Annotated in this window: 7 protein-coding genes; 1 reads left to right on the top strand and 6 read right to left on the bottom strand. The window is 55.8% G+C overall.

The window, feature by feature from the left end; translation table 11 throughout:
- Position 1: 1 nt before the first annotated feature.
- Complete coding sequence (pdeH, locus tag MY052_RS01140; RefSeq protein WP_248538071.1) at positions 2–772, bottom strand: cyclic-guanylate-specific phosphodiesterase; 771 nt, start codon at positions 770–772, stop codon at positions 2–4.
- A 227-nt stretch (positions 773–999) separates the two neighbouring features.
- Between pdeH and kdgK the strand changes: the two genes are divergently transcribed.
- A complete protein-coding gene (kdgK, locus tag MY052_RS01135) occupies positions 1000–1929 on the top strand; it encodes a 2-dehydro-3-deoxygluconokinase (RefSeq protein ID WP_035893927.1) in 930 nt (309 codons plus the stop codon).
- A 148-nt stretch (positions 1930–2077) separates the two neighbouring features.
- On the opposite strand, the gene MY052_RS01130 is transcribed toward kdgK, so the two are convergent.
- The 5 genes from MY052_RS01130 to bcsZ form a co-directional block, all read right to left on the bottom strand.
- Positions 2078–3568: a M16 family metallopeptidase gene (locus tag MY052_RS01130; protein WP_248538070.1), complete on the bottom strand. Its 1491-nt coding sequence runs from the start codon at positions 3566–3568 to the stop codon at positions 2078–2080.
- A gap of 263 nt (positions 3569–3831) precedes the next feature.
- Positions 3832–5118: a dicarboxylate/amino acid:cation symporter gene (locus tag MY052_RS01125; RefSeq protein ID WP_035893929.1), complete on the bottom strand. Its 1287-nt coding sequence runs from the start codon at positions 5116–5118 to the stop codon at positions 3832–3834.
- 145 nt (positions 5119–5263) lie between these two features.
- The gene (hmsP, locus tag MY052_RS01120) at positions 5264–7279 is read right to left on the bottom strand and encodes a biofilm formation regulator HmsP (protein ID WP_248538069.1); all 2016 of its coding nucleotides are present in this window, start codon (positions 7277–7279) and stop codon (positions 5264–5266) included.
- Positions 7280–7427: 148 nt separating this feature from the next.
- On the bottom strand, positions 7428–10736 hold the full coding sequence (gene bcsC / locus MY052_RS01115) for a cellulose synthase complex outer membrane protein BcsC (protein WP_115073685.1): 3309 nt from the start codon (positions 10734–10736) through the stop codon (positions 7428–7430).
- The gene (gene bcsZ / locus MY052_RS01110) at positions 10718–11815 is read right to left on the bottom strand and encodes a cellulose synthase complex periplasmic endoglucanase BcsZ (protein ID WP_248538068.1); all 1098 of its coding nucleotides are present in this window, start codon (positions 11813–11815) and stop codon (positions 10718–10720) included. The genes bcsC and bcsZ overlap by 19 nt, the downstream gene beginning before the upstream one ends.
- Positions 11816–11817 lie beyond the last annotated feature (2 nt).

Here is an 11817-nt window from a genome sequence, read left to right as displayed (position 1 = left end):
TTCACAAGATCGTTAACACGTTTTCGAGGGTATCCATCGGCACCGGTCGGGAAAGGAAATACCCCTGCGCGGCGGCGGCGGGAGAGTTTTGAATTTCACGCCACTCTTCCAGCGTTTCAACCCCCTCAACAATCACCCCTTCACAGTAGCGGTTCATTAGCTCAATCAGCAGGATAAACAATCTACGGCCTTCAGGAGTTTTGCGCAGCATGATGAACAGATCGCGGGCCACTTTGATGTAGTCGTAGCGCACCTCATTTAGCGCCGAGAAGTTGGCCATGCCGGTGCCGAAATCATCCAGCCACAGCGGGCCAAATTCACACAGCGAGGCCACCGTAGAGTCTTGCGGCAGCGCCATATGCTCAACCAGTTCGAAGCGTAGCCAGGGCAGCGTCTCAATCATGGTTTTCAGGATCCGGTCCTGACGCATTTCCAGCAGCGTCATCGCATCGACGTTCACCGATGCCAGCACCTTATTCTGCTCAAAGAAATGCTTTCTTTTTGCCAGCATTGCCACCTGTTCTTTGATGACATGGATGCGTTGGCCGATAGAAACCGCAGCGAAGTAACGATCCGGGGCAATACGCTTTTGTGGTTGAGAGGGATGGGTCACTATCGTTAACACTTCAATCGCCATCAAACGGCCATGAATAGTGTAGATAGGCTGGTAGGTATAGACACGCTCACACTCTTGCCAGTATCGCAGTTGCTGTAGGCTTTCCAGCTCCGCATCAGGTACTCTCGCCCGCTGGTTCACCTGCTTTAACGTCATTTAAGCTTCCTGTGAAGAGAGGGTCAGAGGGTCTAGTGATAAAGTTATCGGCGGGGTAAGTGAGAACTTTATGTTCAGTTTTAGCCATTTTATTACCGCTAAAATGAATAAATCGGTCGTAACACGCGCTAGCTCAAAAAAAATAATGGAATGTTGTTTTAATATAGTTGACCAACGATTAGCCACAGCGCACACTACGAAAAATTTACCGAATCAGGTTGATGATTATGTCCAAAAAAATTGCCGTGATTGGCGAATGCATGATTGAGCTGTCCGAGAAGGGCGCACAAGTTAACCGCGGCTTTGGCGGCGACACCTTAAACACGTCCGTCTATATTGCTCGCCAGGTCTCTCCTGCTGAACTCAGCGTCAATTACGTCACCGCGCTCGGTACGGATACCTTCAGCCAGCAGATGATGGATGCCTGGCAGGCTGAGAACGTCAAAACCGACCTGATTCAACGCATGAGCGATCGTATGCCAGGGCTGTACTACATCGAAACCGATGAGACCGGCGAGCGTACGTTCTACTACTGGCGTAACGAAGCCGCGGCGAAGTTCTGGCTGGAGAGCGAGCAGTCTGCCGCTATCTGTGAACAGCTGGCAGGTTTTGACTACCTCTACCTGAGCGGTATCAGCCTGGCGATCCTCAGCCCGGCAAGCCGTGAGAAGCTGATTGCGCTGCTAAAACAGTGCCGCGCTAACGGCGGTAAGGTCATCTTCGACAATAACTACCGTCCGCGCCTGTGGGCCAGCAAAGAAGAGACTCAGCAGGTTTACCAACAAATGCTGCAGTGCACCGATATTGCCTTCCTGACGCTGGATGATGAAGACGCGCTGTGGGGCGAGAAGCCGGTTGAAGAAGTTATCGCACGTACTCAGGCCGCTGGCGTCAGCGAAGTGGTAGTGAAACGCGGCGCAGACTCTTGCCTGGTGGCGATTACCGGCGAAGCGCTGGTTGATGTGCCAGCGGTTAAGCTGCCGAAAGAGAAAGTGGTTGATACCACCGCGGCGGGCGATTCCTTCAGCGCAGGCTATCTGTCCGTTCGCCTGACCGGCGGCGATGCGGCGGCGGCGGCGAAGCGCGGTCACCAGACGGCGAGCACCGTGATTCAGCACCGTGGAGCGATTATTCCACGCGACGCGATGCCGGCGTAAGTTTGCGGGTATAAAAAAACCTCTTCCGGTTGGAAGAGGTTTTTTTTCGTCTGTGCGTTTCCCCTCACCCCGGCCCTCTCCCCAAAGGGGCGAGGGAGAAAACCAGGAGGTACCCTTTCCCCATGGGGAGAGGGTTAGCGGGAAACCGCTACTGCGCTGGCGGAATATCCGTCACATCCTGGTGACTCTCTTCCGTCGCCGTCGCCGCTTCCACCGTCGGTGTCAGCATAATCTTGCCCCACACCTCTTGCAGATCCTTCATGTTGTACTCCGGCTCACCGGTCGGCTGCTGAAGAATCAGCGCCATATCCTGAGACAGCTGCTGACGCAGATCCTGATTTAGCATATCCGGGGTCAGAGACTCGAGGAAACTCTGACGCAGCTTCTGGTACTGCTCCGGCGCAATATCAACAACCTGGTTCTGCAACGAGCGCATACGCTGGCTAATCAGCATTTCGGTATCCATCCGCGCGTAGGTAGCAAACAGCTTCTGCAGCTCCAGCTTTTTCTGCGCAATCAGAGAATCAAACTCATCTTCCGGCAGACCTTTTTCTCGGATAGCGGCCAGCTCGCGCGCCACCACGCTCAGATTACTCTCCAGCTTCTCGCCAGGAGATTCCAGATTAATGCCGCACTGGGCACGCAGATACAGTACGCGGCAGTCAAAGCCCAGGCCGATATCCTTCACGTTTGTGCGGCTCAGCTTCTGCTGGATATGCCAGAACAGCGCTTCACGCGCCAAGTCAGCTCGCCAGTAGCGCTGCAGCGCGGCGGACTCACGAATCGGCTGCCACGGGGTATCCCACATAATGGAGAGACGATCCTGGCGCACGGCGTTGGTCATGATGCTTACCGCTTCCGGACGCAGCGGCGACAGCGTTGGCACCGCGGCTGGCGTTTCACGCTTGCCCTTAAGCTCACCGAAAATCTTACTGATTTGTTCAATGGTAGAACGGCTATCCACGTTGCCGACGATAATCAACGTCATGGCATCCGGGGTGTACCATTTTTGATAAAACTCGGCTAAGTGCTTCGCATCTACCGGCAGTTTCAGCGGCTCAGCCGGGTCATGACCCAGCATGGTAGAACCCTTCAGGCGGTAGCGCCACCAGCCCTCTTTGGTATCCTGCGGCCAGGTTGCCACCATATCCTGCACGCCCAGCGCGTAGTTGACGGTGTCCGGCGTGATGCTCAATTTACCCATCGAGGTAGCCAGCCAGTTCAACGCCTCTTTTTGCAGATCGTTGCGGTTGTTTGGCAGGCTCAGGTTAAATCGGGTGTAATCATATGAGACGATCGCGGGCGGCTGCGGGCGTTTTGGATCAATGCTCTGCTGCCACATGGAGCGTGCCTGCATCGTTTGCAAGCCGCCGCTTTGGGTTAGCGCGATACGAGGAATAAGGTGGCTATAACCCGTTTGCTGGGCGCTTTCATCTAATGAACCAATATCAATCGAGAGCCGGATTTCTACACGGTCACTCGGGCGCTGCGGAGTGGCAAGCACCTGCCACTGAAAGCCATTAGACAACGTACCCTGTTGCCAGGCCGGGTCCGGCTGGAGTGCTTCTGCCTGCACATAGCTGGCTGCTGCCATCATCAGCAAACCACCGGCTAAAAGTCGAATTGTTGTGCCCTGCATGTGAACCCCTGATGAACGTTCCTGGTTATCCCCAGCGGAGTCCGGGCTGCTTGAGCGCGGGCTCTTTAGGGTATAAAAGACAACCGCCGCGGGCGATTGCCTAAAATAATGAAGTAAATACGTCAGTTAGACCACACAATCGCAAAAACGTCACATGGCTAAGGAAAATAAAATACTGGCTATAAGCAGCCAAATAATGACGCCGCCTAATTATGCGCAGGAGCCCGCACTCCAGCAAGGGAGTACGGGCTTAAGTGAGGAGATTAAGAGGATAATTCGTGCGATTTTTTAGCCGTCGGACGGTTATTGAGCACGTCGTCCAACTGTTTAGCGTCCAGCTGTTTCACTCGTTTTGCCACCACAATCGTCGCCACGCCGTTACCAATCAGGTTGGTTAACGCTCGCGCTTCTGACATAAAGCGGTCAATACCCAGAATCAGCGCCAGACCGGCAACCGGCAGATGACCTACCGCAGAGATGGTCGCCGCCAGCACGATAAAGCCGCTACCGGTTACCCCAGCAGCCCCTTTAGAAGAGAGCAGCAGCACCACCAGCAGCGTCACCTGATGGAAAATATCCATGTGGCTGTTGGTGGCCTGGGCGATAAATACCGCCGCCATCGTCAGGTAAATCGAGGTACCGTCGAGGTTAAACGAGTAGCCGGTCGGAATAACCAACCCCACCACCGACTTCCGGCATCCCAATTTTTCCATCTTATCGAGCATACGCGGTAGCGCCGACTCGGAAGAGGAGGTCCCCAGCACAATCAGCAGCTCTTCGCGGATATAGCGGATAAATTTGAAAATGCTGAACCCGGTCGCGCGGGCAATTGAACCCAGCACCACCACCACAAACAGAATACAGGTGATATAGAAACAGATAATCAGCTGACCAAGCTGCACCAGGGTACCGACGCCATATTTACCAATGGTGAAGGCCATCGCCCCGAACGCACCAATCGGTGCCAGGCGCATGATCATGTTGATGATACCGAAGATAACCTGCGAGAAGCTTTCAATAACGTTGAAGATCAGCTGGCCTTTGCTGCCCAGGCGATGCAGCGCGAAGCCAAACATCACCGCAAACAGCAGCACCTGAAGAATGTTGCCGCTAGCAAAGGCACCGATAACGCTGGAAGGAATAATATCCATCAGGAAGGCAACAATGCCCTGGTCTTTTGCCTGCTCGGCGTACATCGCCACGGCCTTGGCATCAAGCGTGGCGGGGTCAACGTTCATTCCCGCCCCCGGCTGAACCACGTTAACAATAATCAGGCCAATAATCAGCGCGATGGTGCTGACCACTTCAAAGTAGAGCAGCGCCACGGCGCCGGTGCGCCCTACCGCTTTCATGCTTTCCATGCCCGCAATGCCGGTGACTACCGTACAAAAGATAACCGGCGCAATAACCATTTTAATCAGTTTAACGAAGGCATCGCCGAGCGGTTTCATTTGAGCGCCCAGTTCCGGGTAATAGTGACCGAGCAACACACCGATCACTATCGCCGTCAGCACCTGGAAGTAGAGGCTTTTGAAGAAAGAGGTTTTCATAGGATGTCCTTAAGCTATAGCCACAGGAAATGTAGGGATTATTTTTACCTGTCGGCACAAAATAACATCCAAGAAACATAATCGAAATATTTGTACGTTAATTTGATACTTAATTGTTAAAACTTTGAGCTGACACGCACAATCACTAACTCTGCTCTCCCGGAAGCAGTGAATTGTCCTTACCCAAATAATCTTGCTCAAACACGTCGATTGGCACGGCGCGCGCAAACAAAAAGCCCTGCAGGATATCGACATCCGCCGCTCGCAGCCACGCATATTGCTCTTTACTTTCAACACCTTCTGCAACCATCTTCAGGTTAAGACTACGCCCAAGCTGGATGATAGCCGCCACCATGCTGGTATCTTCCGGCAGGCTGTCGATAAAGATTTTGTCAATCTTGAGAATGTCCACGGGGACCGATTTCATATGCTGTAGCTGACGCAGACCGGCGTAGCCCATACCAAAATCATCCAGCGCAATTCTGACCCCGGCGTTACGCAGTGGACGTAAAATCGCCACGGCGGCTTTCGGGTCGTCAATACGTCGGCTTTCCGTCACTTCCAGAATCAGCGTACCCGGCGCGATGCGGTATCGGTTGAGCAGCGCCAGCATGTCAGAAACCATATCGTGATGCAGAAGCTGTAGCGCAGAGATGTTGACTGAAATCGGCAGCATAATGCCGCGCGACTGCCAGACGGCAAGCTGGCGGCAGGATTCTTCAAGCACCCAGTGCCCGACCGTCACCATCAGGCCGCAGGACTCAATGCTGTCGATAAGATCGTTGGGCAGCGCCCAGCTGCCGTCCGGCTGGCGCTGACGCAGTAGGACTTCCGCGCTGCACACCTTGCCAGTCGTGGTCGCTACCTGAGGCTGGAGCCAGATAGAAAACTGCTGGTTGTCCAGCGCGGTCAGAATGTCGCTCTCTTCAGTCAGGCGCTTTTGCGCTTTTACCATCTGCTCCGGGTCGAAAAACTCAATCTGGTTTTTCCCTTTACGACGGGCAGTAAAGGCCGCCGAGAGCGAGCGTCGATAGAACTGTTCCGCCGTGAGTCCGTCGTTGTACATCGCAATACCCACGCTGGCGCTCGGACGAAGCTGAATACCTTGCAACGGCAAACGCTCATTGATGATAGTGAGTACTTGCTGACCCAATGTAATCGCATGCCACGGCTCTTTGACGTCGTAGGCCAGAATCGCAAAGTCGTAGCCGCTCACCTGCGCCAGCACCATGCGCGGCGAAATAACCTGTTTAATCTTCTCAGCCAGCGTCAGCAGCAGCATTTCCCGCTGCTCTTCTTTCAGTACGCCCGCGGTGTCCTGCAAGGTTTCACAGGCGACGGTCAGCAACGCCACCGGCGTTTTGCGCGCCAGACTCTGCTCCAGCAGCCCTAACAGGAAAGCCTTATTTGGCAGGTCTGAGACCGGGAAACGGGTCGACTGGCCGCTCAGTTCGTCATACTGGCGCAGCAGCGCCTGCTGGTTACGGTTGTAGCTGCGTACCAGCGTACCGATTTCATCGTCATGATGCAGGCGCGGTAGCGAAAGCTGATGGCCAATGCGATCGGCCCCCGGCAGGTCGTGAATCTCATAGGCAATGCTGCGCAGCGGCCTGACAATCAGCCGATTGATGCACCAGGTCAGCGCCACGGTCAGCATCAAAACGAGTAAAAAGTAAGCGGTCACTATCGTTGCCAGCGCGCTCATCACGAACTTATACATACGATAAGGATCAGCCTGAAGCACCAGATAGGCCAACGGCTGTGGGTTTGCCGGACGCTCCAGCGAATACAGCGGCAGTGAAATTTGTACCGGGAGTTCAAAAATACGCGTGATGTTAACCGGAACCGGACGCTCTGGAATAAAGCTCATCCGCAGCGCCTGAAACTGGTTTGGCAGCACCACGTCGGCACGACTCACGATGCCCGCAGGTTGAATGCGTCCAAGAATGGATTCTGCCTCGGGAATATCGGCTTTAAGGATGGCCGCCGACAGCGGTTGACGTACCGAGCGGGCGATACTCTCTAATTGCGTCGCGGTGTTATAGCGATCCTGCTGGACAAAGTGGAACAATAAGATGAAGCAAAAGACGAATAAAAACAACATGGTAACAACTGCCACCATGGCCATTTGTTTTATTGTAAGGGAACGGCTAACGCGCAAAAGAGCTCTCCACTAATACGAACGTATTGCTCAGGCATCGAGAATAACGAGGCTGGCGACAAAGTCAAAATAGACTCCGTCGTAATAATTATAACCCGGCGTAGTACCGGGTTATATAAGACGAATACCTATATTCGGAACGGCAGGATTACCAGTCTGCGTAAGGCGTGAGCGGCTGCGGTGGCATATCAAGGTCGCCCTGCCAGCCGGCGGCAGAGTAACGCACGTAAAGCAACGCGTGACTCGGGGTGTAATCCTTCGCCTGCTGGATATCGACACCTGCGCCCACAAACCAGTTGGATGTCACACGACGTTCGATGATGGCTCTCGCGGTGTAGCCGAAGCCCTGGCTACTGCCGCCGTGGTTTACATCCTCGCTGGCTTTTTGCTTCCAGGGTTGCGGAATCAGGTTCATCAGCGGATAGCGCGGCTCCGTACTGGTGCGCGAATGCGACCAGGAAACCGAACCACCTAACTCCCACGACCAGTTTTCCGTACGTTCACGCCAGTTAACCGGCACCGCAAACGACACATACTCCTGCGGGCTGTAGTAGCCCCCCTGACCAAGGGTGTAGCCGCTCAGATCCTTCTGGTAGTGCCAGATCATGTTGTTGAGCCCAACGGTCACCCGACGGTTATTCTCGTTGATAACCTTGTAGTAATACCCCGTCATCCAACGAACACGCCAGTTGTCGTCTACGTTTTTACCCGACAGTTGGTCGCCACCGAGCGAAGCCCATACGCCGTTGGCTTCACCTTTGTCATAGCTCAGGCTAATGCCGCCGCCGTTAGCGCGCACACCACCCCAGGTCGTGCCTGTGTGTGCACCATTGTCGTTATCCTTTTGCCCACCAAATGCCAGTAGCGAGCTGGAGATCGGACGGCGATGCGCATTGACCGTGTAACCCAGCGGGCCGACGTCGCTGCTGTAGCTCAGGCCACCGACCACGTCCACCACGTTAAAGCCCATCGGGGTGGTGCCAATATCTGCGTTCCAGGTGTCATTTTTCCAGCCAATCGCCACGCTGGCACCGCTGTCGCTTTGGTGCGTTGACCCGCTACAGGCAGATAAATCACAGGTGCCCCACTGTTTCTTATACTGGTCATTTTTATCGGTGGAGAAACTCCCCGCGTCCATGTTCACCAGATCCGAACGGAAGAACATGCGACCATCGGCCAGCGGTGCGTCCACCTGGAACATCGTGGTATGGGCTTTCAGATCGGAATAGCCACCCGTACCGCTTGAACCCCAGTAATCGTGCTGTAGCGTGACGTTTAAATCCTGCTGGCGATATAAATCCGCCGCGTCGCTGCGCACGCCGCGCTTGAGCCAGTCGTCTTTTTCGTCGTTACGCGTCAGACGGGTAAAGGTGTCGTTATCCACCGGCCGCGTTGGCGTGACCTGCGCGGCTACCATCGCATCTTTGTAGGTTTCCAGCGCCTGTTTCGGGTTTCCATCCTGCGCCTGATAACGGGCGGCATCACGCAGCACCATCGCGGTATCCATTGACGGTGGCTGCGCTTTTGCCTGCGGGATCAGGGCGGTCATCATTTGCTGAGCCGCGGCGGTATCACCCAGTTTTGCGCTAACCAACGCGATACGGCGCTGAGTATTGAGTGAACGTTCGCCCTCCGCGGGCAATTGCGCCAGTTGCTGGCGGGCTGCCAGCGCGTTGCCATCAGCAGCATAGACTTCCGCCATGCCCAGATGCGCATCGTCGTCATGCGGGTCTTTCGCCAGCACGGCGTTATATTCCGCAAGCGCAACGGCATTATCGCCCCGCTGCTGCGCCCAGTCAGCGAGCGTCGAGTGAATACGAGCGGATTCAGGCTGCTGTTTTAACAGCGCAATCGCCTGCACTTCCTGGCCGCCATCGCGTAGACGGTTGGCCTGAGCAATCAGTTGGTCGCTGCGCAGACGCTGGTCAAGCTCACGAATGTTATCGCTCCACTGCGCCTGCGGCAGCGCCGCCAGATGCGCCAGCGCGGCCTGGTCCTGACCATTGCCGGAAAGATAAAGCCCGTTGGCGTAGACCTGATCGGCATCGGTTGGCTTTTTACGCGCCAGATTGAGCATCAGATTGTCGGCTTCGCCGCGCTGCCCGGCGCTCACCAGGTCACGGGAGAGACGATAGGTGATCCACACATCGTCCGGCGAGAGCGCCAGTCGACGGCGTTGAATTTCAGCCGCTTGCGCCCAACGCCCCTGATTCTCAAACGCTTCAGCCTGCTGGGAGAGACGGTCATTGGTCAGGCTGCGTTCGATATCGTCAATGCTCCGGCGCTGGCTGGCGGAAAGGCTGTTGATAAAGGCGGTCGCTTTTTCCGGCGACTCGGCGCGATAAATATTCGCCAGTCCACGTACCGCGCTGCTGTTGCCGCGGTCGAGACGCAGTGCCTGCTGATAGAAACGTTCTGCCGAGGCGCTATCTTTGCGCGCCATCGCCACATCGCCCAGCCCCAGCACCGCATAGCTGTCCGTTGCATCAAGCTTACGCGCCTGCTGGTAGAAACCTTCAGCCTGCGCCAGATTGTTGGCCTTGAGCGCCGCATCGCCTTTGCGAATCAGCGGCCAATAGAGTTGCCAGGTCTGCGGCGTATTGTCCGCTGCCTGCGCCACTTTTTCCTGTTCTACCGCTTTGGCGCGCAGAACCGGGTCCGCCATCTGCTTTTGCTGATCGGCCAGCATCGCCCGGGCGCTGTCCGCCGATTCACCGCTGCTGAAAATCATCAGATAGCGCTGTAGGGCTTGTACGCTGGACGGGCTGACGGGCTGGTCTTTGATAGATTTAAACCACAGGTCGCTCGCCGGTCCGCGCCCGCTTGACGATTTCGCCATTTGCTCCAGCACATTAAACGCGTCATCACGCTGGTTAGCGGCAAGCAGCATATTGGCGAGCGTCATTTGCAGGCCAACGTTACCTGGGTTCTGCTTGTTCAGCGTTTGCAGGTGTTTGAGCGCTTCATCGCGTCGTGCCGGAATTTTGGCTACCGTGGTCCAGTACTCTACCGCGTAGTCACCGTCCGGCGGCGCACCGTTAAAGGCTTTTTCATAGTCGGCCAGCGCTTCCGGCACGTGCCCGGTTGTCGCCAGCAAACGCGCCTGCTGAAGCGCCTGACGACCCGCATCGGTGTTCAGGCCAATTTCCACGCGGGCGGTGTTATATTCCGTTGAATTGGGGGCGACCTGCGCCAGCTTTTGCAGCTGTTTTTGCGCGCCAGCGGTGTCGCCCTGGCGCAGCAGGTAGCGCAGACGCGCCGCTAGCACCTGTGGATTGTTGGGATTAATCAGCTCCAGCCGATACAGCGATTGCTGCACCAAATCATCCCGTTTGCTGGCTTCTCCAAGGCGCACCTGGTTGAGCAGCTGCTCTTCTGCCGAGGTGTCAGCATAGCCTGGCTGTACCAGCGTCAGGCCCAGAGAGAGGGTGATTAAACTTAATGTGAACTTGCGCATTCCTGGCCCCAGTCAGGTAGTAATTCGCCGCGGGCGCTAAAGCGAAAACGGTGTTGATCCCAGCCCTGACCAAAGAGGGTCAGAACAAAATTATAATAAGCATCCGCGCCGGGAAAATGGTCAGCTACGCGCTGGCGCTGAACGGCCTGCGCATCGCGATTTTGTAGGAATGGAATCAGCGAAGCTGAAAAACCGACCGGGCCATCGCCGGTCACCGCCCCGGTAGCCGTCGCGACTTTTTCCGGGGGAACGCCCTGCTTCACGGTCTGTGCCGCCATCGCGTTAAAGCGTTTAAGCAGACGGGCTTTTTGCGGGTCGGCGTCGTGCAACATGCCCACCCATAAATAGACGCGAATGGCATCGTAGCTGCCTACCAGGTTTGCTTCCTTCAGCAGCCAGCCATTTTTTTTGTCGTAGCTTACCCAGTCCGGCGAGAAACCCTTCGGAGCGGTATCGAGGAGCAGCTTCAGGTTGGTATCGCGAAGGGTCGTCCATGGCGCGCCAAAACGGCTGAAATACTGCGCCACCTGCGGTGGGAAATAGCTTGGGTTAAAGCGCCAGCGTGCCTCTTCAGCAAAGCCAACCCGGCCGGGCAGCAGCATCAGCCCTAGACCGGGGACTTTCACCACTTCGCCGTCGGCAATCTTCGCCAGCAGCGCCTTACCCGTTGCCGTGTAATCTTCATTTTTCCACAGACGACCGGCTTCCAGCAGCGTCCAGGCAATCCAGATATCGGAATCCGAGGCGGAGTTGCTGTCCAGCACCGTCCACTCGTCATCGCTCTTTTTGCCCCACAGCCACGCTGGAAGGTGTTCGCGCAGCGAGCCCTGTGCGAGGTTGTTTTGCGTCCAGCCAAGCAGCGCGGCAAAAGTCTGCTGGTCGTTCGCGGCAAGGGCAAAGAACAGCGCGTAGCTTTGCCCTTCCGAGGTGGTTATTTTACGCGCATCGCTGGGATCGATAACGCGACCTTCCGCGCTCACGAAATCTTGCTTGAACTGCTCCCAGGCAGGCCAGTTACAGGCGGCCTGTACCTGACCGCCGAGGACACATAGCAGAACTATCCAGCGAAGCATTTTCATCG

This window comes from Kluyvera ascorbata (genome assembly GCF_023195735.1).
Classification (GTDB): domain Bacteria; phylum Pseudomonadota; class Gammaproteobacteria; order Enterobacterales; family Enterobacteriaceae; genus Kluyvera; species Kluyvera ascorbata.
The sequence above is the reverse complement of the archived record's forward strand: the minus strand, read 5'-3'. Positions and strand labels throughout refer to the sequence as shown.

What these genes read in the sequence shown, in the direction of transcription:
- bcsC (WP_115073685.1), bottom strand. Translation starts at nt 10,736, where the DNA reads ATGCGCAAGTTCACATTAAGTTTAATCACCCTCTCTCTGGGCCTGACG.
- MY052_RS01130 (WP_248538070.1), bottom strand. Translation starts at nt 3,568, where the DNA reads ATGCAGGGCACAACAATTCGACTTTTAGCCGGTGGTTTGCTGATGATG.
- MY052_RS01125 (WP_035893929.1), bottom strand. Translation starts at nt 5,118, where the DNA reads ATGAAAACCTCTTTCTTCAAAAGCCTCTACTTCCAGGTGCTGACGGCG.
- kdgK (WP_035893927.1), top strand. Translation starts at nt 1,000, where the DNA reads ATGTCCAAAAAAATTGCCGTGATTGGCGAATGCATGATTGAGCTGTCC.
- pdeH (WP_248538071.1), bottom strand. Translation starts at nt 772, where the DNA reads ATGACGTTAAAGCAGGTGAACCAGCGGGCGAGAGTACCTGATGCGGAG.
- bcsZ (WP_248538068.1), bottom strand. Translation starts at nt 11,815, where the DNA reads ATGAAAATGCTTCGCTGGATAGTTCTGCTATGTGTCCTCGGCGGTCAG.